The organism is Novispirillum itersonii subsp. itersonii ATCC 12639 (genome assembly GCF_000381985.1).
In the GTDB taxonomy this organism is placed as follows: Bacteria; Pseudomonadota; Alphaproteobacteria; order Rhodospirillales; family Rhodospirillaceae; genus Novispirillum; species Novispirillum itersonii.
Genome location: NZ_KB907338.1, coordinates 49886 through 71572 on the forward strand (window position 1 = coordinate 49886; position 21687 = coordinate 71572).

At 66.8% G+C, this 21687-nt stretch carries 22 protein-coding genes and 1 pseudogene; 14 read left to right on the forward strand and 9 right to left on the reverse strand.

Features of this window, described 5'->3' with window-relative positions; genetic code table 11:
* Positions 1–10: 10 nt before the first annotated feature.
* The gene (locus G365_RS24290; protein ID WP_019644142.1) at positions 11–1087 is read left to right on the forward strand and encodes a GGDEF domain-containing protein; all 1077 of its coding nucleotides are present in this window, start codon (positions 11–13) and stop codon (positions 1085–1087) included.
* A gap of 55 nt (positions 1088–1142) precedes the next feature.
* Here G365_RS24290 and G365_RS23375 read toward each other — a convergent pair.
* Positions 1143–1952, reverse strand: a pseudogene (locus G365_RS23375) (LysR substrate-binding domain-containing protein); the annotation flags it as partial.
* Positions 1953–2124: 172 nt separating this feature from the next.
* Between G365_RS23375 and G365_RS0103640 the strand changes: the two are divergent.
* The 5 genes from G365_RS0103640 to G365_RS0103660 all read left to right on the forward strand — a co-directional run bounded on the left by G365_RS0103640 (position 2125) and on the right by G365_RS0103660 (position 5813).
* Positions 2125–2598, forward strand: a complete 474-nt coding sequence (locus tag G365_RS0103640) for a RidA family protein (RefSeq protein WP_043741452.1) — start codon at positions 2125–2127, stop codon at positions 2596–2598.
* Positions 2595–3797, forward strand: coding sequence for an aminotransferase class V-fold PLP-dependent enzyme (locus tag G365_RS0103645; protein ID WP_019644145.1), 1203 nt, complete (start codon positions 2595–2597; stop codon positions 3795–3797). The genes G365_RS0103640 and G365_RS0103645 overlap by 4 nt, the downstream gene beginning before the upstream one ends.
* Positions 3798–3912: 115 nt before the next feature.
* On the forward strand, positions 3913–4245 hold the full coding sequence (locus G365_RS20200; protein WP_019644146.1) for an NHLP leader peptide family RiPP precursor: 333 nt from the start codon (positions 3913–3915) through the stop codon (positions 4243–4245).
* Positions 4242–5180 carry a GNAT family N-acetyltransferase gene (locus G365_RS20205; protein WP_019644147.1) on the forward strand — a complete coding sequence of 313 codons (939 nt, stop codon included), beginning with the start codon at positions 4242–4244 and terminating at the stop codon, positions 5178–5180. The genes G365_RS20200 and G365_RS20205 overlap by 4 nt, the downstream gene beginning before the upstream one ends.
* Before the next feature lie 117 nt (positions 5181–5297).
* Positions 5298–5813 (forward strand): GNAT family N-acetyltransferase, encoded by a 516-nt coding sequence (locus tag G365_RS0103660; RefSeq protein ID WP_019644148.1) that lies wholly within the window; start codon positions 5298–5300, stop codon positions 5811–5813.
* 35 nt (positions 5814–5848) lie between these two features.
* Here G365_RS0103660 and G365_RS0103665 read toward each other — a convergent pair whose 3' ends face one another.
* The gene (locus tag G365_RS0103665; RefSeq protein ID WP_019644149.1) at positions 5849–6424 is read right to left on the reverse strand and encodes a cysteine hydrolase family protein; all 576 of its coding nucleotides are present in this window, start codon (positions 6422–6424) and stop codon (positions 5849–5851) included.
* Positions 6425–6588: 164 nt separating this feature from the next.
* Between G365_RS0103665 and G365_RS0103670 the strand changes: the two genes are divergently transcribed.
* Positions 6589–7029, forward strand: coding sequence for an Lrp/AsnC family transcriptional regulator (locus G365_RS0103670; protein WP_019644150.1), 441 nt, complete (start codon positions 6589–6591; stop codon positions 7027–7029).
* A gap of 3 nt (positions 7030–7032) precedes the next feature.
* On the opposite strand, the gene G365_RS20210 is transcribed toward G365_RS0103670, so the two are convergent.
* Complete coding sequence (locus G365_RS20210; protein ID WP_322095808.1) at positions 7033–7893, reverse strand: helix-turn-helix transcriptional regulator; 861 nt, start codon at positions 7891–7893, stop codon at positions 7033–7035.
* Between G365_RS20210 and G365_RS22670 the strand changes: the two genes are divergently transcribed.
* Entirely contained in the window at positions 7795–8007 is a 213-nt protein-coding gene (locus tag G365_RS22670; protein ID WP_155976109.1) for a hypothetical protein, read from the forward strand. The two genes, G365_RS20210 and G365_RS22670, sit on opposite strands and share 99 nt — an antisense overlap.
* A 66-nt stretch (positions 8008–8073) precedes the next feature.
* Positions 8074–8613, forward strand: a complete 540-nt coding sequence (locus tag G365_RS0103685; protein ID WP_019644153.1) for a carboxymuconolactone decarboxylase family protein — start codon at positions 8074–8076, stop codon at positions 8611–8613.
* Here the strand turns inward: G365_RS0103685 and G365_RS24200 are convergent.
* From G365_RS24200 to G365_RS0103710, 5 genes are all read right to left on the reverse strand, one after another.
* Positions 8567–9622 (reverse strand): GNAT family N-acetyltransferase, encoded by a 1056-nt coding sequence (locus G365_RS24200; protein ID WP_211217653.1) that lies wholly within the window; start codon positions 9620–9622, stop codon positions 8567–8569. The genes G365_RS0103685 and G365_RS24200 overlap by 47 nt on opposite strands.
* A gap of 185 nt (positions 9623–9807) precedes the next feature.
* Entirely contained in the window at positions 9808–10332 is a 525-nt protein-coding gene (locus tag G365_RS20215; protein ID WP_019644155.1) for a DUF2155 domain-containing protein, read from the reverse strand.
* A complete protein-coding gene (mlaD, locus tag G365_RS0103700) occupies positions 10332–10826 on the reverse strand; it encodes an outer membrane lipid asymmetry maintenance protein MlaD (protein WP_019644156.1) in 495 nt (164 codons plus the stop codon). Before mlaD ends, G365_RS20215 begins: the two co-directional genes overlap by 1 nt.
* 76 nt (positions 10827–10902) lie before the next feature.
* Positions 10903–11754, reverse strand: a complete 852-nt coding sequence (locus G365_RS22675; protein ID WP_019644157.1) for an MlaD family protein — start codon at positions 11752–11754, stop codon at positions 10903–10905.
* 27 nt (positions 11755–11781) lie between these two features.
* Positions 11782–12132, reverse strand: coding sequence for an NADH:ubiquinone oxidoreductase subunit NDUFA12 (locus tag G365_RS0103710; RefSeq protein WP_019644158.1), 351 nt, complete (start codon positions 12130–12132; stop codon positions 11782–11784).
* Between the two features lie 440 nt (positions 12133–12572).
* Between G365_RS0103710 and G365_RS0103715 the strand changes: the two genes are divergently transcribed.
* The 4 genes from G365_RS0103715 to G365_RS0103730 all read left to right on the forward strand — a co-directional run bounded on the left by G365_RS0103715 (position 12573) and on the right by G365_RS0103730 (position 18953).
* Complete coding sequence (locus G365_RS0103715) at positions 12573–12977, forward strand: nuclear transport factor 2 family protein (protein ID WP_019644159.1); 405 nt, start codon at positions 12573–12575, stop codon at positions 12975–12977.
* A 3-nt stretch (positions 12978–12980) separates the two neighbouring features.
* Positions 12981–13184, forward strand: a complete 204-nt coding sequence (locus tag G365_RS0103720) for a tautomerase family protein (protein ID WP_019644160.1) — start codon at positions 12981–12983, stop codon at positions 13182–13184.
* Positions 13185–13303: 119 nt separating this feature from the next.
* On the forward strand, positions 13304–14386 hold the full coding sequence (locus tag G365_RS0103725) for an alkene reductase (protein WP_019644161.1): 1083 nt from the start codon (positions 13304–13306) through the stop codon (positions 14384–14386).
* A gap of 841 nt (positions 14387–15227) precedes the next feature.
* Positions 15228–18953, forward strand: a complete 3726-nt coding sequence (locus G365_RS0103730; protein ID WP_019644162.1) for a vitamin B12-dependent ribonucleotide reductase — start codon at positions 15228–15230, stop codon at positions 18951–18953.
* 130 nt (positions 18954–19083) lie between these two features.
* Here G365_RS0103730 and G365_RS23760 read toward each other — a convergent pair whose 3' ends face one another.
* Positions 19084–19515, reverse strand: a complete 432-nt coding sequence (locus G365_RS23760) for a hypothetical protein (RefSeq protein ID WP_155976110.1) — start codon at positions 19513–19515, stop codon at positions 19084–19086.
* Positions 19516–19622: 107 nt separating this feature from the next.
* Here G365_RS23760 and G365_RS0103735 point away from each other — a divergent pair, with 107 nt between their 5' ends.
* Entirely contained in the window at positions 19623–21590 is a 1968-nt protein-coding gene (locus G365_RS0103735) for a DUF2075 domain-containing protein (protein ID WP_019644163.1), read from the forward strand.
* Positions 21591–21687 lie beyond the last annotated feature (97 nt).

Consider the following 21687-nt stretch of genomic DNA (forward strand, 5'->3'; position numbering starts at 1 on the left):
TCTGCAGGATGTGGTCCGGGCGGAACAGACCGCTCTGGCGGTGGTCGGCGTCATGACGGTGCTGACCGCGCTGATTCTGACCCTGATCGTGCGGGACCGCGTCTGGCAGCGCCGGGCCGAACAGAAACTGCATGACGCCGAAGACCGGCTTCAGTTTGCCCTGTTTGCCGGTGGTCTGGGCCTGTGGGAACTGTGGTGCGATACCGGCCGTCTGGAGGTGATTGACCGCGCGGTGGCCGCCCTGGGGTATCGCCGGGGTCAGTGGCGCGATACGGTCCGCGCGGTGCTGCGGCGGATTCACCGTGATGACCGGCAGATCCTGCGCCGGAGCTGGCGGCAGATGCGCGACGGCGAGACTTCCCGCTGTCATGATGATATCCGGCTGCGGGCCGCTGACGGGCGCTGGATCTGGTACCGGGTCGATGGCCGCATCGCCGAGCGCCGGGCCGACGGCACCCCGGTGCGGATGATCGGGGTGCTGCATGATATCAGTACCGAAAAAGGCCGCGAGGAATCGCTGGCCTATGAAGCCACCCATGATCCGCTGCTGGGGCTGCTCAACCGCAAGGTCTTTGACGCGGCCTGTGCCGCCCCGTGCGGGCCGGGGGCCCCGGCGGGCATGATCGTGTTTGATATCGACCACTTTAAGGCGGTTAACGATACCTATGGCCATGCGGTGGGCGATGAGGTGCTGAAGACCGTGGCGGGCCGGGTGCGGTCTGCCCTGCGGGCTGAGGAAAGCGGGCAGCTGTTCCGCATCGGCGGGGAGGAATTTGTGCTGCTGCTGCCGGGGCAGGGCACGGTGGCGGTGGCGGCGGTTGCCGAGCGCCTGCGGCAGGCGGTGGGGGGCACCCCGATGCTGGCCGGGGGGCATACGCTACGGGTCACGGCCAGTTTCGGGGTCTGTGGCTCTGACCGGATTGCCGGTGGCGTCATCCGCGATCTGTTCGGCTTTGCCGATGAGGCGCTGTACTGCGCCAAGGAGAACGGGCGGGATCAGGTGCAGTGCCACGGGGCCCCCGGCCCCCGTGAGGCGGCCGGGGCGGCCAGCCGCCCTCTTCCCGCAGAACCGGCGGCTGGCTGCTGATCCAGCGCAGAAACCGGGACCGCGCCGGATGCGGGCTGCCGCTGCGGGCGGTGACCAGCCAGTACCCGGCCCCGGCCACCGCCGGGGTCTCCGGCAGGGCCGGGCGCAGCGCCCCGGCGGCCAGCAGGGCCGATAGCAGCGCCTGCCGCCCCATCGCCACCCCCAGCCCGTCCTGCGCCGCCTGCATCACCAGCGTGTAATCGGTCAGTTGCAGCCAGCGGGCGCCGGACAGATCCAGCCCGCAGGCCCCGGCCCATGCCTGCCAGTCGCTTGGGCGCATGTTGGTCAGCAGGGTGTGGCGCAACAGGTCCTGCGGGGTGTGCAGGGCCGGGCCACGGGCGGCCAGCGCCGGGCTGATCACCGGGGCCAGCCGCTCCCGCAGCAGCAGCCGCGCCGTGCTGCCCGGCCACGGCCCGTCGCCGTAGCGGATGGCGATATCGGCATCCCCCGCCGCCACATCGGCGACCGCCAGCGTGGAATTGACCTCAAGCTGTACCCCGGGGGCGCGGCGGGTCCAGTCCGGCAGCCGGGGCACCAGCCAGATCTGGGCGAAGGACGGCAGGACGCTCAGGCGCAGCGGGCGGACCGCCGCCGGGCGCAGGGCGGCGGTGGCGGCGGCCAGCCCGGCAAAGGCAGCGCGCACCGCATGGTAATAGCGTTCGCCGTCGGGGGTAAAGCTGACCCCCCGGGCATGGCGGAGAAACAGCGGCAGCCCGAGGTCGGCTTCCAGCCGGGCGATGTGGTGGCTGACCGCGCTCTGGCTTATCAGCAGATCCTCTCCAGCCCGGCGGAAGCTGAGGGTGCGGCCCACCGCCTCGAACGCGCGCAGGGCGGGCAGCGGCGGCAGGGTCGGGCTGTGGCGCATCGGCGGGCCTCCGGCCAAGAGGGGGGGGGAGGGGATCAGGGCACAGGGCAGGCTAACATGGGGGCACGGACATGAGCCAGATAGATCACTGCCCGCCGGATTTGAATTGGCGGCAGCCGGGGGGCCGGGGGCAGGATCGGGGCCTCTTTTCCTGCACACGGATGGCGTTGTGATGACCCTGATTGCGGATGCGGTGGCCGCCCTTGGCCTGACCCTGCCCCCGGCTTCGGCCCCGGTGGCGACCTATGTATCGACGGTGCGCAGCGGTGCCCTGCTGTATGTGTCCGGCCAGATCCCGATGGCGGACGGGCAACCGGCCTGTCTGGGCCGGATCGGCGATGGCCTGAGCGCGGCGGACGGGCTGCGGGCGGCACAGGCGGCGGCGCTGGGGGTGCTGGCGCAGGTGGCGGCGGCCACCGATGGCCGGGTGGCGTCGGTGCGGCAGGTGGTGAAGCTGGGGGTGTTTGTCGCCTGCACGCCGGACTTTACCGGCCAGCCGCAGGTGGCCAACGGGGCGTCTGACCTGATGGTGGCGGTGTTCGGGGATGCCGGGCGGCATACGCGGGCGGCTGTCGGGGTGGCGGCCCTGCCGCGCGGGGTGGCGGTTGAGGTCGATGCGGTGTTTGAGCTGGAGGCCGGGCAATGACGGTGACAGTGCCGTTCCGCCCGCTGGATGTGGCGGCGCTGCGGGCGGAAACCCCCGGCACCGCCGGGCTGATCCATTTTAACAATGCCAGCTGCACCCTGCCGCCCCGGCAGGTGCTGGCGGCGGTGCGGGCCCACCACGACCGCGAGGCGCTGGATGGCCCGTCAGAGGCCGGTGTGGCGGCGGCGGAGGCGGTGCAGGACACCCGCCGCGCGGCAGCCACCCTGCTGAATGCCGATGTTGACGAAATCGCCCTGGGCACCGGCGGGTCGCAGCTGTGGGGCATGGCCTTTGCCTCTCTGCCGCCGCTGCGGGCCGGGGACCGGGTGCTGGTCGGGCGGCACGAATGGGGCGGCAACCTGTCGGTGCTGCACCGGGTGGCGGCCCGCACCGGGGCGGTGATCGAGGTGATCCCCTGTGACAGCAGCGGCGCGGTGTCGCCCGATGCGCTGGCGGCAATGCTGGATGACCGGGTGAAGCTGGTGTCGCTGACGTGGTGCCCGGCCACCAACGGGGTGGTCAACCCGGCGGCGGCGATCGGGCGGATCACCCGTGCCGCCGGGGTGCCGTATTTTATTGATGCCGGGCAGGCGCTGGGCCAGATGCCGGTGGATGTGCGGGCCCTGCACTGTGACATGCTGAAGGGGGCGGGGCGCAAGGCCCTGCGCGGCCCGCGCGGGACGGCGGTGATGTATGTGCGGCGCGGCTTTCTGGATCAGCTTGACCCGCCCTATGTCGATGTGCAGGCCGCACCGTGGCAGAACGGCCTGCCGCGCCTGCGCGCCGATGCCCGCCGGTTTGAGATGTCAGAGGCGGCGGTGGCCCTGCAACTGGGGCTGGGGGAAGGGATCCGGCTGGCGCTGTCGCTGGGGCTTCCGGCGATCCGGGCGCGGATCACTGCGCTGGCGGAGCAGATCCGGGCGGATCTGGCGGCCCTGCCGGGGGTGCGGGTGCATGACGCGGGGACCGAGCGCTCCGGTCTGGTCGCCTTTACCGTCGCCGGGCACAGTGCCGGGGCGGTGCGTGATGCGCTGGCGGCGGACCGCATCACCGTCGGGGCGATTGCCGCCGCCTATGCCCCGCTGGACATGGCGGCCCGGGGCCTGCCGGAGGTGGTGCGCGCCTCGGTCAGCGTGCTGACGACGGAAGAGGAGTGTGAGGCGCTGGTGCGGGCCGTTGCGGCGGTGGCCCGGGGCTGACCTCAACCCCCGTTGAGGTGTGATGGTCATCGCACCCCGGCGGGGGGCGGGGGCTGGTATAGTCGGCGTCAGAAAAGCGTGGCATCCTTGTCACCCTATCCCGCAGGAGAGTCCGATGACCGCCGTTCTTGACGCCGCCCTTGATGAGCGTTTTGCCCAGTACCGTGCCATTGTGCTGAAGGCCCAGACCGATCCGGTGTTCCGGGCGGCGCTGCTGGCCGACCCCAGGGCCGCCCTGAAGGATGCCTTTGAGATTGATCTGCCCGCCGGGGTTTCGGTCTCGGTGGTTGAGGAAACCGCGCAGTCTCTGACGCTGGTGCTGCCGCAGGCCCCGGTTTCCACCGCCGACAATGACGATGTGCTGTCTGATGACGAGCTGGAGATGGTGGCGGCGGGCATGATGATTCCGCCGACCATCAAGTCGGGCAGCCGGAAGCCCTTTACTTGATCCTGCCCGCGCTGACCGTTGTGCCGCTGCCGCTCCCCCCGGATGGGGTGGGGCGGCTTCTGGCTTTTCAGGGGCTGACCTATCCTCGCTTTCAGGCGCTGCTGACGCAGTCTGATCCTGACGTGACCGGCTGCGCCGTCTGCGCGTGGCAGGATGGTCAGCCCGCCGGGCTGGCGCTGGTGGTGTGGCAGGACGGTCAGGCCCGGCTGCTGTCGGTGATGGTGCCCGCCCGCCTGCGGCGGCAGGGCCTTGGCCGGGCGCTGCTGACGGCGGCGGCGGATCAGGCCCGCGCCGCCGGGGCCGCCACCCTGACCGCCCAGCACAACAGCCGCCTGAAAACGCTGGCTGCCTATAGCGCCTGTCTGGATGCCTGCGGCTGGCCCCCGGTGGAGCTGATGCTGGTGCGCGAACAGGCCCCGGCGCGCTGGGCCTATGACGCGGCACAGACCTATGCCCGCCACCATGCCCGGCTGGTGCGCCGGGGCTATGCGGTCACCGGCTGGGATGCGGCGGCAGAGGGGGATCTGGCGCAGGCCCGCGCCCTGATGCCGCAGGCCCTTGCCCCGGACGGTGCGGTGTTTGACCCCTTTACCACAGCGGAGCAGGACGACCCGGCCCTGTCGGTGCTGCTGTACCGGGGGCCGGATGTCTGCGGCTGGGTCAAGGCCCGGTGGGAGCCCGCGCCGGACGGGCAGCCGCCGACGGTGGTGTATTATCATACCGGCTGGGTCCGGCCGGATCTGGCCCGGCAGGGCTGGCTGGTGATGGCCATGATTGACGTGTCCCGCCGTCAGGCTGATCTGGCCGGGCCGGACACCGTCACCGCCTATGGCACCCACGGGGCCAATCTGGCGATGCAGGGGATTTTGTCTGACCGCTTCGGGGCCTTTGCCGAGCGGATCGACCGCCTGTACCGGCGGACCCTGCCGCTGTAGCGCGGGGCAAATGGTCTGGTCCGGTGTCGGGAATTGGCGGGGCTCAATCCGGCCAATCCGGCTACTGTCGGCGCGCTGCGGCGGGCTGTCCGCCGCGCTGACAGAGGAGACCGCCCGATGGCTGCCCTGATTTCGCCTGATCCTGTTTCTACTGATCCTGTCTCTGCTGATCCTGTTATGCCCGAATCCGGTGCGGTTGAGATCCGCGCTCTGGCCCCGGCGGATGCGGCGGTCTGGCGGGATCTGTACCGCGCCTATGCCGCCTTTTATGCCGTGCCGATGACCGATGACATTCTGGGCCGCACCTGGGGCTGGCTGCACGATACCGCGCACCCGCTGTCGGGTCTGGTGGCGGTCAGCGGCGGGCGGGTGGTCGGCTTTGCCCATTACTGGCCGCAGCCGAGGCCCCTGCTGGGGCGGGATGCCGGGTTTCTGGATGACCTGTTTGTCGACCCGTCGGTACGGGGGCAGGGGGTCGGGCGGCGGCTGATCGCCGCGCTGGCAGACATTGGCCGGGCGCAGGGCTGGCCGCTGCTGAGCTGGGTGACGGCGCAGGATAACGCCACCGCCCGCCGCCTGTATGACGATGTCGCACAGGCGGCCCGCTGGGTGACTTACGAAAAGCCCCTCTGATCCCTCTGACCCCCTCTGATCCCTCTGGCCCGGCCTTACCGGCCTGCCGCCGCCAGCACCGCGGCGTCGGTGGTGGTGACGGTGCAGAACTCAAACCCCAGGGTGGCGACGTGGGCGGCCTGTATCTGCTCCGCCGGGATGGTGCCGCCGTGCCCGTCGGGCAGGTCGAAGCAGTCGCAGGCATCGGCCACCAGCGTCATCCGCCAGCCCAGATTGTTGCCGGTGCGCACGGTGGTGGAAACGCACATGTCGGTGGAAATGCCGAACACCACCACCTGCGTCGCCCCCAGCCGCTTCAGCCGCAGGTCAAGGTCGGTGTTCAGAAAGGCGGAATTGACCGACTTGCCGACCACCGCCTCGCCGGGCAGGGGCTGAAAGCCGGGGCGGAAGGCATGCCCCGGCTGGCCGGGTCGCAGGGTTGATCCCGGCTCGGAAGAGTCGTGGCGGATGTGGATCACCGGCCCGCCTGCCCGCCGCCATGTTGCCAGCAGCGCCTGCCCGTTGGCATCGGCGGCGTGGTTCCAGCGGCGCGGCCAGCCGGGGCCGTCAAAGGCCTGCTGCATGTCAACCGGCAGCAGCACGGTGGTCTTGAGATCAAACGACAGCATCATCGGTGCATCCTGTGGAAGAGATCTGTTTGAAGAGGTCTGTTTGAAGAGGCCTGTTTGAAGAGATCTGTTCTGGGGAGGGGACAGGCGCTATCCTGCCGCCGCACCGCGCCGGTTTCACCCGGCAAGACGCCGGACAGACCGGCATTCCGCCGGGGGCCGAGGGCATGACACAGACACCGCCGCTGGATGACAAAGACCGTATTCTGCTGGCGGCCCTGCGCCGCGATGCCCGCCGCCCGCTGGTGGCGCTGGCGCGGGATATCGGCCTGTCGCGCAGCGCGACGCAGGACCGTCTGGCCCGCCTGCTGAAAAGCGGGGTGATCCGGGGGTTTACCACCGTCGAGGCTGCCGCGCCGGAAGCCCGGGCCTGCGCCCATCTGCTGGTGCGTCACCAGCCCGGCCACAGCTGCGCCCCGCTGCTGCCGCACCTGCGGCGGCTGCCGGCGGTGGTGGCGATTCATGCCGTTGCCGGGGCCACGGATATGATGCTGCGGGTCGAAGCCGCCAGCGTGGCAGAGATCGAGGAAACCCGCGCCGCCGTCTTTGCCCTGCCCGGCATTGCCGAAATCACCACCCTGATCGTGCTGGACCGCTATCTGGGGTAAGCGTCAGGACCGGACCGTCCGGAGCGGGGCCGGGGCCGGAGCGGCCCTGTCAGGCAGCGCCCGCCACGCCGCCGGGGTCAGGCCGGTTTCCCGCTTGAACGCGCGCTGAAAAGCCGCGTCGGAGGCATAGCCGACCGCCTCGCCGATGGCGGCCACCGAATCCGCCGTGGCGTGCAGCAGCCGGGCGGCGGCGGCCATGCGGGACCGGGTGACGAAATCCGCCGGGGTCAGGCCCGCCGCCGCCGTAAAAGCCCGGATCAGGGCCGAGCGCGACAGCGCCGCCCGGTCGGCCAGCCGGTCCAGCGTCCAGTCTGCCGCCGGGTCGTCCAGCACCGCCAGCGCCACCCCGCACAGCCGGGCATCGGCGGTCAGGCGCGGCAGGCCGGGCGGCGGGTCCGGCAGGCGGGTGGCCTGCCGCAGACTGAGGCCGAACAGCGCCGCCGACAGGTGGCCCAGCACGGCGGCTGACCCGGCCTGTGGGGCGGGGCTGTCCGCCTCTTGCCGCATCAGGGCCAGCAGGCCGTGCAGGGCGCTGCTGTCTTCCGCCCGCACCACCAGCAGGCCGGGCAGCAGGGCCCGCACCAGCCGCCACGCCGGGGCTGACAGAAACACCGTGCCGCACAGCAGCCGGGCCCGGCCCTCTCCGCTGCCGGGGTCACTCAGGCGGTGCGGCAGCCCGCCGGGCAGCAGCAGGATATCACCGGCCCCAAGCCGCTGTGGCGGCAGTCCGTCGCCCTGCACCAGCACCGATCCGGCGGTGATCAGATGGAACGGCACCCCCTGCCGGGGGCCGGGGCCGTGATCCAGCCGCCACGGGGCCAGCAGGTCACAGCGTACCTCCAGTGTGCCGGTGACCGGACCCAGCGTCAGCAGATGATCGAGAATATCCAGCGGGGGCCTCCTGTGGGCGGTGGGCTGACACGATCGGGCATGAAAGCGGTCCGGGCGGGCATTCAGGCCGGGGGGCGGGTGGCCTAGGGTGTCTTCCGGTGCCGCGCGATGCCGTGGCTGACCGCCTCAGTCTTCTTTCAGGAGTACTCTATCATGTCCCGTCTTCCCAGCCTTGCCGCCGATGCCGTTCCGGCCGAGGCCCTGACCCTGTTCGCCCAGATCCGCAAGGCCGCCGGGATGCTGCCCAATGCCTATGCGGTGATCGGCGGCCACAGCCCGGCGGCGCTGGCGCTGCTGCTGTCCGGGGATGCCGCCCTGAGCAAAGGCACGCTGTCGCGGGCCGATATCGAAGCGGTGCGGCTGGCGGTCAGCGCCCTGAACGGCTGCGATTACTGCGTCGCGGCCCACGCGCTGATCGGCGAAAAAAGCGGCCTGAGCCGCGAGGCCACCCGCGCCCTGCGGGCCGGGCGGGCCCAGACCGGCGACAGCCGCCGCGATGCGCTGGTGCAGTTTGCCCTGACCGTGGCAGGCACCCGGGGCACGGTGCCGGAGGCGGCGGTGCAGGCGGTGATTCAGGCCGGGGTCACTCCGGCGCAGGTGATTGAGACCCTGCTGGTGATTGCGCTGATCACCATGACCAATCTGGTCAACCGGGTGAATGACACGGCGGTGGATTTCCCCCTGCCGCAGTAAGACCGGGCGGGGGCTCCGTTCCGGCGGCTGGCAGGGGCAGGGTACGCCGCATCAGGCGGTCGATCCGCTCTGCCAGTGCGCCGAAGCGGTTGAACAGAATCGCCTGCATCGGCAGGTTGGCGGCATCGGTGGAAAAGCCGGTCAGGCTGTCATCGCCGTACAGGTCAGCCTGCCGGGCGGACAGGTCAATCATCGCCACCGCCAGCCAGCCCTGCCGCGCCACGTCCGGCAGCACCCAGCCGCTGTGATAAAAGGCCTGCGTCTGTGCCGCATCCTGCCAGTGGGCCTTGGCCCAGCCGACCACCGCGCCGTGCCGCCGCAGCACCGCCGACAGGTCGGGGGCATCGCGGTCATGCTGCAACATCGGGTCGTAGCCATCGGGCACCGCCCCGCTGGCGACAAGGGCCCTGATCCCGGCCAGATCAGCGGCGGTCAGCTCCGGCCACGGGGTCAGGGCATAGCCCCGGCGGCCCAGTGCCGCCCGGTGGCGGGCAAAGGTCTGCCCCGCCGTGCGGGCCCAGCCCGCCCGGCCATAGCCGCGCACCTGCATCAGCGCGGCCTGTGGCCAGCCGTTGGCCTCCATAAAGGCATCATAGGCCCCGATTCCCGCCGCTGCCGTGCTGTGCTGGGCGGTCAGGGCAGGGCACCCCTGCGCCGCCGCCTGCCGGGTTGCCGCCGCCAGCAGGGCAGAGCCGATGCCCCGCCGCCGCCACGCCGGGGCCACCATCACCGACAGCAGCCGCCCCGGCAGGCCGGGGGGCAGATGCAGCAGCGCCAGCCCGGCGGCATCGCCACCGGGGCCGGTGGCGCAGACCGCCCGCAACGTCGCCTGTTCTGGCTGTTCCGGCTGTTGTTCCGGCTGTTCCGGTGCTTCCGGCCCGGCCCCCTGCGGATCGTCCAGCCAGTGCCGCCAGCGCGGATAGGTCAGGGGCGCATGGGCGGGCAGGGCGGCAGGCAGGGCATGGACGGACAGCACACAGCCGTCAGCGACAGGGCAGGACGCAGGCATCAGCACGGGCTTTCCTTTCCGGCGGGGGCGCGTAACAGACAGGCCCCGTGACAGCACAGGAAAAACCCCCCGTGGCAGAATAGACCACGGGGGGCGTCAGGGCAGGGGCGGGGGCACAACCTTCAACCGGGATTGATCGCCAGTTGCGTTCTGCCAGTTGCGCGCTGCCGGATCAGGGCTTTGGGTCAGCCGTTGGGGCCGGGGCTGGCCGGTTTGCCCGCCGGGGCAGGGGTTGGGGTGCCGGGGTGGGCGGGGTCCGGCTGGGCCGGGGCGGATGACGGGGCCGGGCCACCTTTGGCGGTGACGTCCTTGCAGTCGAGCATCCACAGGTCATAGACCGGGTGTTCCAGCGCCGACAGCGCCGGGCTGGAGGCAAACAGCCACCCCCGGAACACCTCTTCGGTCGGCTGTCCGGCCTTGGTTTCCCACACATCGACATAGGCCGCGCTTTCCGGCGGCTCTTCCGGCGGGGTCTGCTGGCAGGCCCGCACGATGATTTGCAGGGTCTGGATGGTGACGGTCTGGTTGACCGGCACTTCCACCGTCTGCACCCGGGCGGCGCCCTTGTCCAGCCAGCGCAGCACGGCGGTGTTGCGCGACAGCGTTTCCCCGGCGGCGGCGGGGCCGATAAGGGTCGCGGTGCCAAGGGTTGCGCCCAGCCCGGCGGCCAGCAGGGCCCGGCGCATCAGAACGGGCAGGCGGGCCGCCATCACGGCTTCACCAGCCCCGGCGCGCCACCCGGCGGTGCGCCCGGCGGCGGGTCTTTGGTGGCGATAAAGATCAGCTCGCTGACCAGATCTTCCACCGACTGATAATCACGGGTCCGGCTGAGGGCGGCGTTGTTTTCCAGCAGGGCACCGGACTGGCCGGGCTCCAGCTTGACGAACTTGCCGCCCAGCAGCCCGTCTGACGCCACCGAGGCGACGGTATCGGCGGGCAGCTTCACATCCGGCAGAATCGACAGGGTGACCACCGCGCGGTAGGTGCGGGGGTCCAGCGACTGGCCGGTGACACTGCCGACCTTGATCCCGGAAATACGGACATCAGAGCCGACGGTCAGGCCGCCGACCTTGTTGAACACGGCCTTGACCGCATAGCCCGACACCGGGCGCAGGTTGGCCGAATTGACGGCAAAGGCAAGGAAGCTGCCAGCCACCAGCAGCACCACGGCGCCCATCACGGTTTCGATCGGGTTGCGGCTCATCTGTGCCCTTTCCTTACCATCAGCATCACTATCCTGTGGGGTGCCATCTTCAGCGCCCCATCTTCAGCGCCCATCTTCAGCGTGGTGCGGGCACCGTCAGGCTGGCGGCGGTGGCCGCCGGGCGCTGACCCGGCGGCAGAAAGCCGCTCTGGCCGTTCTGGCTGCTCCGGTTGCCGGTTTGCCCACCGCTTTGCCCACCGCTCTGGCCGGGGCGCGGGTCCGGCGCGGGCAGAACCCCGTTGGGGGTGATGTCCGGCAGGTGTTCCAGCGCCTTGTCGCCGTCTTCGGTCCGGTTGTTCAGCAGGTCACGCAGGGACGGCACCAGACCGGGCACGCCACCGGCCGCACCGGGGGGGGCCGCGCCGGGGGGCACCGCGCCGGGGGGGGCATCATCCCCGTCGTCGCCGTCCGCCGGGCTGGCGGCAGGGCCGCCCACGGCTCCGGCCCGTTCCAGCGCCTTCTGGCGGGCCTGCTCGACAATGCGCGACAGCAGGTCTTCCAGCACCATGGCATCCTGGGCGTATTCAAACCGGGTGCCCGGGGCCAGCACATCGTCTTCACCGCCGGGGTGAATCTCGATGTACTTCGGGCCCAGCAGGCCGTCGGTCTCGATCACGGCGGCGCTGTCCACCGGGATTTCCACCCCGCTGTTGACACGCATCGTCAGCTCCGCCCGGAACCCGTCAACCAGCGACTGGCCGATCACCTCGCCGACCCGCAGCCCGGCCAGCCGCACCGGCGCGCCGATGGTGATGCCATCGGTACGCTGGAAGCTGGCGGACAGCACATAGCCGTCGATGTGTTCGTCCTGCCCCTTGTCGGCTGCATTCAGGGCGAGCACCACCGCCAGAACCCCCAGAACAAGGGCCCCGATCAGGGTTTCGCGCATGTCAGTCAGCGCCGGGCGCGGGGAATGCGAGCGTGTCATGGAAACCGCTGTCCGCAGGCTGCCGGATCAGGCCGGGCGCCACGGCTCGTAATCGCCGGTCGCCCCGGAGCGCACGCCCCCGGCACGGTCATCGCCCGGCGGCACATAGGCAGCCGCCGACCCGGTCGGGTTGCCGCTGTGGGCCTTTTCCCACGGGCGGGTTTCGGTGTCGATCGGGGTGTCGGTGGTGTAATGCAGCCACGCATGCCACTGCGGCGGCACGCGGGAGCCGTCGATGTCACCCTTGTAAATCACCCAGCGGCGGCGGCGGCGGCCAGCCTTCGGGGTCCGCTTGTCTTCATAGTAGCGGTTGCCGAACTCGTCGGTGCCAACCAGACGGCCATTCAGCCAGGTATCGATCAGGGTGCCGGTGATCATCCTTGCACGCTCCATTGACTCCGCGTTGCGTCCCGCGGTTTTACGCCTACAGCACAGACAGCCCGCCTGTGGCCGGGATCACCCCGGCCCGGGGCGAGGCCTTGCAAATCGGCGCGACTATGGACCAAAACCCCGCCGGGGTCCAGTCTAAGGAGTCATAAAACCTGAGACCGCGCCCGGCGGGGTGGGGGACCAAAACCCCGCCGGGGTCCAGCCCAAGGAGTCATAAAACCCGGCATACCCTCCTCTCCGGGAAGGCATGATCAGACCTTGTGCCCCCCGCAGGAGGTTACGGATCGGGAACCGGAGAATGCGGTAACCAAAGGAAATCAGGTTGCCCCCGGTAACAGCGCTGCCTATCGTTTTGCCTGCACCGGTGCTGCGGTTCTGGCCAACCGTTCTTTCTGGCTCTGTCCTGTCTCTTATAAAGGAGTGACACGATGACCCCCCAGCCTTCCCCGGCGGCGGAAGCCCCGGTGTTTGACCGTATCACCGCTGTGCTGCACCAGTATTTTGATGCCCTGTATTTCTGCGATACCGCGCTGTTGCAGGCGGTGTTTCACCCGCAGGCGGTCTATGCCACGGCGGACGAGACGCCGTTTCTGTTCCGCACCATGGCGGAGTATGTGCCGGTGGTGGCGGCGCGGCAGTCCCCGGCATCGCGGGGGGAGCCCCGGCGCGACCACATCGACGGCATTGATCTGGCCGGGGCCAATACCGCCCGCGCCCGGGTCCGCTGTTCCATCGGTGACCGCGATTTCGTCGACTTCCTGACGCTGGTGCAGGTTGACGGCCAGTGGCGGATCATCGCCAAAGTGTTCCAGATCATCGAAAGGGGGGCCTGACCCATGCCCTATGTCAATATCAAGATCACCCGTGAAGGCGCGACCCCGGCCCAGAAGGCCGAACTGATCCGGGGGGTCACCGACCTGCTGGCCCGGGTGCTGGATAAAAACCCGGCGACCACCTTTGTGGTTATTGACGAGGTGGCGCTGGAAGACTGGGGCGTCGGCGGTGTGCCGGTAGAAGAATACCGCCGCAGCCTGAAATAGACGCCCACAGGCATTTTGCCCCTCGCGCAACCGGCGGGGCCGTCCCTAGATGCGGGGTCTGTTCCTGTCTTCTTCGGGCGGCCCCGCGCCGGGCCTGCCCCTGCCGGAGTCCCACCGTCATGACCGATCTGTTTACCCCCCTGCGTCTGGGCGATCTGGATCTGCCCAACCGTGTCATCATGGCCCCGCTGACCCGCGCCCGCGCCGGGGCCGGGCGGGTGCCCACCCCGCTGATGGCCGCCTATTACGCCCAGCGGGCCTCCGCCGGGCTGATTCTGTCAGAAGCCACCTCGGTCAGCCCGCAGGGGGTCGGCTACCCCGATACCCCCGGCCTGTGGTCGGAAGAGCAGGTGCAGGGCTGGGCACAGGTGACGCGGGCGGTGCATGCGGCGGGCGGGCGCATCTATGCCCAGCTGTGGCATGTTGGCCGGGTGTCGCATTCCAGCCTGCTGGCCAGCCTGCTAGACGGGGCGCTGCCGGTGGCCCCCAGCGCCATCGCCATGACCGGCCATGTCAGCCTGCTGCGCCCCAAGCAGCCCTATGAGGTGCCGCGCGCGCTGGAGACCGCCGAGCTGGCCGGAATCGTCGCGGATTACCGCCGCGCGGCCGAAAATGCCCGCCGCGCCGGGTTTGACGGTGTCGAAATCCACGGGGCCAACGGCTATCTGCTCGACCAGTTTCTGCATGACGGCACCAACACCCGCACCGATGGCTATGGCGGCAGCATCGAAAACCGCGCCCGCCTGCTGCTGGAGGTCACCGACGCCGTCACCGCCGTCTGGGGCAAGGACCGGGTCGGGGTGCATCTGTCGCCGCGCGGCGATGCCCACGAGGTCAGCGACAGCAACCCCCGGGCCCTGTTCAGCCATGTGGTCACCGCCCTCAGCCAGCGCGGCATCGCCTTTCTGTGCGTGCGCGAAGGGCTGGACGGCCCGCGTCTGGGGCCGGATCTGCGGGCGCTGTTCAAGGGGGTCTACATCGCCAACGAAGGCTTTACCGGCGAAACGGCAGAGCAGGTGATCGCCGCCGGGGAGGCCGACGCCGTGGCCTTCGGCAAGGATTTTATCGCCACCCCCGACCTGCCGCGCCGTCTGGCCGACGGCCAGCCCTTGAATCCCCCGGACCCCGATACCTTTTATGGGGCATGGCTGGACGATAAACGGGTCGGCTATGTCGATTATCCGGCGCTGGCTCTGGCCTGAATTTTGGCTGTCTGCATATGACTGGCGGGCGAAAGACGCGCCGGAAACAACACCCTGCGGGACGGCTGCGCGCCGTCCCGTTTTTTTGTGCCGGTTTTCTGCCGCGACCGTCGGTATACATCGTATTTTACGCAGTGCGCCCCGTCACAGGCAGGGGCCGGGGAATGGGCTAGCGTCCACGACATCTGGTGTCTCTGGCGCGTTTTACGTCCAGCCATGGTGTTTTCCGTGGTGGGGGCGGCGGGCCTGTGTCTGCGGATTGGAATGGCTCCGGGGTGCCGGAGTCGGCGGTTGGTCCGGCGCATTTCCGGCCTTGTCGGGCGACGCGGGCCACGGACCAGACCGCAGGTTTTTGCAACCGAAAAAAGGGTTGTCAGACCGTGAAAACGTGGTTGATGTGACCGGCCCGGATGCGTAGTGTTGTGGCCGCAACTGCACAAAAACACCATATCTTGTGCGGCAGCGGCTTTTGCCCCTTAAGTCTGGGGGGCAGGCAGCCGACGCCGGAGACAACGTTGTGACCTGTGTGGGCTGTGACCTGTGTTGCCGCCGGGCGTCAGACCCCCCGGTGCAGGCATCAGCAGACTGATTTTTCGTGAACGGCGTCGGGCCGGTTCTGCCCCCAGTGCGTGTAGGGGATGCGCGCTGACGGTATCGCTTTGCCCGGACACCGCCGTTTGGTTTGGGTGCCGGGCCCGCTGCGGGCGGGTCTGTTTGGGTACCGGGCCCGCCGTGGGCGGGTCTGGCGGATTTTAGGATCAGGCCGGGACAAGAGACAGGCGCGGGGCACAGCCGCGCCGGAGCCCGGCGGACAGTCACTGACAGAAAGGGCAGCGGTGGGATGAAGTTCGCGCGTTTGTTCACCAAGGACGGTGTCTCCCCCTATGCGGACATCGCGTTCCGCACGACAGCGTCCGAGATCCGCAACCCGGATGGGTCGGTGGTGTTCCGGCAGACCGATATCGCGGTGCCGGCGGCATGGTCGCAGGTGGCCTGCGATGTGCTGGCGCAGAAGTACTTCCGCCGCCGTGGCGTGCCCGCCGCCCTGACCCCGGTGAAAGAAAAAGGCGTGCCGGACTGGCTGTGGCGCCGCGCCCCCGACACCGCCACCCTGTCAAAGCTGCCGGAAGACGCCCGCAGCGGCGGCGAGACCGACGCCCGGCAGGTGTTTGACCGTCTGGCCGGCACCTGGACCTACTGGGGCTGGAAAGGCCGCCACTTTGACGGCGAGGCCGACGCCCGCGCCTTTTATGACGAAATGCGCTATATGCTGGCGATGCAGATGGGCGCCCCCAATTCCCCGCAGTGGTTCAACACCGGGCTGCACTGGGCCTATGGCATCGACAGCGCCGGGCAGGGGCACTTTTATGTTGACCCGGAGACGAAGGCGCTGGTCCGCTCCTCCTCGGCGTATGAACATCCGCAGCCGCATGCCTGCTTTATTCAGTCCATCGCCGACGATCTGGTCAACGACGGCGGCATCATGGATCTGTGGGTGCGCGAGGCGCGGCTGTTTAAGTACGGCTCCGGCACCGGCACCAACTTCTCCACCCTGCGCGGCGAGAGCGAGCCGCTGGCCGGGGGCGGCAGATCTTCCGGGCTGATGAGCTTCCTGAAGATCGGTGACCGCGCCGCCGGGGCCATCAAGTCCGGCGGCACCACCCGCCGCGCCGCCAAAATGGTGATCGTTGATGTTGACCACCCCGATGTCGAAGCCTTTATCGACTGGAAAGTGGTGGAAGAGCAGAAGGTCGCGGCGCTGGTCGCCGGATCAAAAGCCTGCCGCCGCCACCTGACGGCGGTGTTTAACGCCATCACCGGCTGGGGGGCCCCCGGCGAAAGCGCCGCCGCCGGTGAAGGCCGCTTTGACCCGGCGGTCAACGTCACCCTGCGCCAGGCGATCCGCGCCGCCCGCCGCGCCGACGTGCCCGACAATGTCATTCAGCGCACCATCCTGCTGGCGAAGCAGGGCTTCAGCAGCATCGAGTTTCCCGAATACGACACCGACTGGGATTCCGAGGCCTATGTCACCGTGGCGGGCCAGAACTCCAACAACTCGGTGCGGGTCACCAATGCCTTTCTGGATGCGGTGCGCACCGGTGCCGACTGGTCGCTGATCCGCCGTACCGACGGCAAACCGGCGAAAACCCTGAAGGCCCGCGCCCTGTGGGAAAAAATCGGCGAAGCGGCCTGGGCCTGCGCCGACCCCGGCCTGCAATACGACACCACCATCAACGAATGGCACACCTGCCCGCAGTCGGGCCGGATCAACGGGTCTAACCCGTGTTCTGAATACATGTTTCTTGATGATACCGCCTGCAATCTGGCATCGCTGAACCTGATGCAGTTCCGCAATGCTGACGGCAGCTTTGCGGTGGCGGCGTTTGAGCATGCGGTGCGGCTGTGGACCGTGGTGCTGGAAGTGTCGGTGCTGATGGCGCAGTTCCCCTCGGCCCGCATTGCCGAGCGGTCGTACCGCTACCGCACGCTGGGGCTGGGCTATGCCAACATCGGCGGCCTGCTGATGGCCAACGGCATCCCCTATGATTCTGACGAGGGCCGCGCCCTGTGCGGGGCGATCTCGGCCCTGATGACCGGCGGGGCCTATGCCACCTCGGCGGAAATGGCGGCGGAACTCGGGGCCTTTGACGGCTTTGCCGATAACCGCGCCGACATGCTGCGGGTGATCCGCAACCACCGCCGCGCCGCCCACGGGCTGGCCGATGGCTATGAAGGGCTGACCATCCGCCCGGTGCCGCTGGATGGCCGGTCGTGCCATGACCCGAAGGTGGTGGAAGCCGCCCGCGCCGCGTGGGACCGCGCCCTGACACTGGGCGAGGCGCACGGCTTCCGCAATGCGCAGGTCAGCGTGATTGCCCCGACCGGCACCATCGGGCTGGTGATGGACTGCGACACCACCGGCATCGAGCCTGATTTCGCGCTGGTGAAGTATAAAAAGCTGGCGGGCGGCGGATACTTCAAGATCATCAACCGCATGGTGCCGCTGGCGTTGCAGACGCTGGGCTACGCCCCGGCGGAGAGTGACGCCATCATCGCCTATGCCACCGGCCACGGTACGCTGGTGCAGGCCCCGCACATCAACCATGACAGCCTGCGGGCCAAAGGCTTCACCACCGCCGTGCTGGATAAGGTGGAACAGGCGCTGAAGAGTGCCTATGACATCAAGTTTGTCTTTAACAAATGGACGCTGGGCGAAGACTTCTGCCTGCATACGCTGGGCCTGTCGGCGGCGCAGCTGGACAACCCCGGCTTTGACCTGCTGGCGGCGCTGGGCTTTACCAAGGCGCAGATTGATGCCGCCAATACCCACGTCTGCGGGGCGATGACGCTGGAAGGCGCGCCGCACCTGAAGGCGGATCACCTGCCGGTGTTTGACTGCGCCAACCCCTGCGGGCGGCTGGGCAGGCGGTATCTGTCGGTGGGCAGCCACATCCACATGATGGCGGCGGCGCAGCCGTTTATCTCCGGGGCGATTTCCAAGACCATCAACATGCCCGGCACCGCCACGGTGCAGGACTGCATGGCCGCTTACGAGCTGTCATGGTCGCTGGGCCTGAAGGCCAACGCCCTGTACCGCGACGGGTCGAAGCTGTCGCAGCCGTTGCAGTCGGCGCTGATCGACGACAGCTTACCCGATGACGGGGCCGAAGACGCGGCGCTGGACCTGATCGAGGCGGTAAAGGCCGCCCCGACCCCGGAAAAAGCGGTGGCGGTGGCCGAAAAGATTGCCGAAAAAGTGATTCACCGCGCCGTGCGCCGCCGCATGCCGGACCGCCGCAAGGGCTATACCCAGAAGGCGGTGGTCGGCGGCCACAAGGTTTATCTGCGCACCGGGGAATACGAAGACGGCACGCTGGGCGAAATCTTCGTCGATATGCATAAGGAAGGGGCGGCGTTCCGGTCGCTGATGAACAACTTCGCCATCGCGGTGTCGATCGGCCTGCAATACGGCGTGCCGCTGGAAGAGTTTGTCGAGGCCTTCACCTTTGTGCGGTTTGAGCCATCAGGGATGGTGGAAGGCAACGACGCCATCAAAATGGCGACCTCAATCCTTGATTACCTGTTCCGCGAAGTGGCGATCAGCTACCTCGGGCGGACCGATCTGGCCCACGTCATCCCGGAAGACACCCACCCGGATACACTGGGCGACGGCCACGACGAAGGCGACCTTGCCCACTGGGGCGGCACGCTGGTGGAACGCACGGTGTCAAAGGGCTATGTGCGCTCTTCTGACCTGAAGAACCTTGTGGTGCTGCGGGCCGGTGCCGAAGAAGCCCCCAAGGCCACCGCCGTGGCCGGCGGGGCTGGTGGGGCCGGTGGGGCCACGGTGCAGACCCTGCACACCCACACCCATTACGAGGCGGTGACGGTGGATACCACCGTGACCGGATCCAGCCGGGTGGACACCCGCCTCGGCAAAATCCGCGAAGCCCGGATGAAGGGCTATGAAGGCGACAGCTGCGGCGAATGCGGCAACTTCACGCTGGTGCGCAACGGCACCTGCATGAAGTGCGACACCTGCGGATCAACCAGCGGCTGCTCGTAAGCACCGCCGCTGCTGCCACAAACCGACCGACCGGGGCGTGTGTAACCCGGTTTTACCCCACAGGCAGCCCCGGCGAGGGGGCCGCCTGTGGGGGCGTCGCAGGCTTAATTCGCGCCATCAAATGTCGGGACTAAACACCTAAGTCACTGCTTCGCCATGTTTTCAGTTCTTTATTCATCTGCCATCGATCAATAAAGGTGGATGGTTTGTGAGAGATATAAAGGATGAACCATGCGGAAAAGATCATGCAAAAGCCAATAATAATAGAGATTGAACTTTTCCAGTATGCAGCATGAGGTATCGCATTGACTCCAATGGCTATCGTAATAGTGCTGTAAAAAGTTATAATAAATGATTCTATGGCAATGATTATTGTAAAAATTTTTGACGCTTTGCTTTTTTGTTCATCCATACTTTTATTGCGTTTAAAAATATGTTGTGAAAATTTTTTTCCGGGAAGGCTGCCGATGTAGGCCCGATAGGCCCCTGCAGTGGTCAGTAAGATGCCGATGTTTGCCAAAGATGTGCCGCGGGTTGCATATTCCGTAAAGAGGTCAAGCATATCGGTAAAGTTCCCTGGAGGTTTTGAGGGATATCCTCTGCCATAAACCCCTATAGGATGTATTGTCTGCTGTCGGGAAAAATCTGCTCCTGAGAGGATGCGCTTTGATGATTGTTGCCTACTATGCTGCTCAGACTGTCGATTTTTTGCGGGCATCGGACGAGCAAGTTCTTGGGGCTTTGGCGCAGCATCACCAGCATGCTTTAGAGCATCAGCAGCGCAATGCGTGGATGCAGGAAATTCGTTACCTCCGACAGGTTCTGGCTGTGGTTCCTGATGGGTTTCTTTTCTTAGAGTTTTCCATTCCTCGGGTCGGTAAGCGGGCGGATGCTGTTGTGATCCACGGGGCGGCTGTCTACGTTCTGGAATTCAAGGTTGGATCCAAGAGCTTTGATCGTTATGCGTTGGATCAAGTGCATGATTATGCTTTGGATTTGAAAAACTTTCATGCTGGCAGTCATGATCGGGCGATTGTCCCAGTTTTGATCGCGACTGAGGCAAAAACACCCACGCATGATATGGTTTGGGCTGCCGATGGGGTGGCGACGCCGGTGCTGATTGGGCGGGATGGTTTGGTCGCGGTTTTTGACCAGTCTCTCCCGCAGACGGTGACGCAAGTGCCTTTGTTGGCTGCTGAGTGGGCGACTTCAGGCTATCGTCCAACACCAACGATTATTGAAGCAGCAGAGGCCCTGTATCGTCAGCATGCGGTGGTTGAAATTGCTCGCTCTGACGCTGGTGCTAAAAATCTTCAAGAAACGGCCCACTGCATTGCGCAGGTTATTGAGGCATCAAAAAGAGACAGCAAGAAATCAATCTGCTTTGTGACAGGTGTCCCGGGTGCCGGAAAGACCCTTGCTGGTCTTAATATCGCGACTTTGCGCAAGCATGGGCACCAAGATGAGCATGCCGTTTTCTTATCTGGGAATGGTGCTTTGGTTGATGTCCTGCGGGAGGCTTTAACACGCGATCAAGTGTCGCGGGAAAACTGTAAGAAGACAGATGCTGAGCGGTCCGTTTGTCAATTTATTCAAAACATTCATCATTTCCGGGATCACTATGTTGATACGGTAGAGGTCCCGTTTGAAAAGGTCGTGGTTTTTGATGAAGCCCAACGGGCCTGGAATCGTGATCAGACCTCTAAGTTTATGCAGACCAAACGGGGGCATGCCGATTTTAATATGTCGGAGCCTGAGTTTCTGATCAGCGTCATGGATCGAAACCCAGAGTGGTGCACGGTGATTTGCCTGATTGGCGGCGGGCAGGAAATCAATACTGGCGAGGCCGGCCTTTCAGAGTGGCTCTCTGCTCTGCGATATCGTTTCCCGCATTGGGCGGTCTATGCCTCAACCGTTTTGGCGGACCCGCATTATGCGCTGGATGATCCGGCGAAAGCTCTGTTGATCCATGACGATGTACAGAAGCTGTCTGATTTGCATCTATCGGTGTCGCTCCGCTCCTTCCGGGCGGAACAGCTTTCAGCTTTTGTCAGCGAAGTTTTGGACGGAACACCTCAAGCCGCAGCGCAGATCTATCATGACCTGGGCAATCGCTATCCCATCGCAATCACACGCGATCTTGCTATTGCGCGGACTTGGGTACGGAGTAAGGCGCGGGGCAGCGAACGCTATGGCATGTTAGCATCCTCTGGCGCCCTGCGCTTACGGCCGGAGGGTGTGCATGTCAAAGCCGCCATCGACCCTGCCAATTGGTTTTTGAATCCGAAGGGAGATGTCCGGGCCTCCTGCGCGTTGGAAGAGGTTGCCACGCAATTTGACGTTCAGGGGCTTGAGTTGGATTGGGCGGTGGTCTGTTGGGACTTGGATGTCCGGCGGACGGCTGATGCATGGGCTGTCCATCGGTTTAGTGGCACAAAGTGGCAGGCGGTGGCAGATCCGCTACGGCGGCGTTATCTCCTTAATACATATCGGGTTCTGATGACGCGGGCTCGGCAGGGTTTTGTTCTGTTCGTCCCCAAGGGGGACCCGGATGATCCGACCCGCCCCCCTGCCGCTTATGATGCTTTGTATGCCACCCTGCGGGCATGTGGGATTCCTGACGTGGTGGGCGTTTAAGGTCTCTCCCAGGGGCTAAGGTATCAACAGTGACCAGGCATGGTCTGCACGTCTTTTGACATCTTTACGCCCGCTAAAGGCGAGTTGTAATCTTAGA

Coding starts and splice junctions, on each gene's coding strand:
- G365_RS0103720 (WP_019644160.1), top strand. CDS start 12,981: ATGCCCTATGTCAATATCAAGATCACCCGTGAAGGCGCGACCCCGGCC.
- G365_RS0103725 (WP_019644161.1), top strand. CDS start 13,304: ATGACCGATCTGTTTACCCCCCTGCGTCTGGGCGATCTGGATCTGCCC.
- G365_RS23760 (WP_155976110.1), bottom strand. CDS start 19,515: ATGCTTGACCTCTTTACGGAATATGCAACCCGCGGCACATCTTTGGCA.
- G365_RS0103670 (WP_019644150.1), top strand. CDS start 6,589: ATGACACAGACACCGCCGCTGGATGACAAAGACCGTATTCTGCTGGCG.
- G365_RS0103665 (WP_019644149.1), bottom strand. CDS start 6,424: ATGATGCTGTCGTTTGATCTCAAGACCACCGTGCTGCTGCCGGTTGAC.
- G365_RS0103715 (WP_019644159.1), top strand. CDS start 12,573: ATGACCCCCCAGCCTTCCCCGGCGGCGGAAGCCCCGGTGTTTGACCGT.
- mlaD (WP_019644156.1), bottom strand. CDS start 10,826: ATGAGCCGCAACCCGATCGAAACCGTGATGGGCGCCGTGGTGCTGCTG.
- G365_RS20200 (WP_019644146.1), top strand. CDS start 3,913: ATGACCGCCGTTCTTGACGCCGCCCTTGATGAGCGTTTTGCCCAGTAC.
- G365_RS0103735 (WP_019644163.1), top strand. CDS start 19,623: ATGATTGTTGCCTACTATGCTGCTCAGACTGTCGATTTTTTGCGGGCA.
- G365_RS0103730 (WP_019644162.1), top strand. CDS start 15,228: ATGAAGTTCGCGCGTTTGTTCACCAAGGACGGTGTCTCCCCCTATGCG.
- G365_RS24200 (WP_211217653.1), bottom strand. CDS start 9,622: ATGCCTGCGTCCTGCCCTGTCGCTGACGGCTGTGTGCTGTCCGTCCAT.
- G365_RS0103660 (WP_019644148.1), top strand. CDS start 5,298: ATGGCTGCCCTGATTTCGCCTGATCCTGTTTCTACTGATCCTGTCTCT.
- G365_RS0103645 (WP_019644145.1), top strand. CDS start 2,595: ATGACGGTGACAGTGCCGTTCCGCCCGCTGGATGTGGCGGCGCTGCGG.
- G365_RS22675 (WP_019644157.1), bottom strand. CDS start 11,754: ATGACACGCTCGCATTCCCCGCGCCCGGCGCTGACTGACATGCGCGAA.
- G365_RS0103685 (WP_019644153.1), top strand. CDS start 8,074: ATGTCCCGTCTTCCCAGCCTTGCCGCCGATGCCGTTCCGGCCGAGGCC.
- G365_RS0103710 (WP_019644158.1), bottom strand. CDS start 12,132: ATGATCACCGGCACCCTGATCGATACCTGGCTGAATGGCCGTCTGGTT.
- G365_RS0103640 (WP_043741452.1), top strand. CDS start 2,125: ATGACCCTGATTGCGGATGCGGTGGCCGCCCTTGGCCTGACCCTGCCC.
- G365_RS20215 (WP_019644155.1), bottom strand. CDS start 10,332: ATGGCGGCCCGCCTGCCCGTTCTGATGCGCCGGGCCCTGCTGGCCGCC.
- G365_RS22670 (WP_155976109.1), top strand. CDS start 7,795: ATGGAACGGCACCCCCTGCCGGGGGCCGGGGCCGTGATCCAGCCGCCA.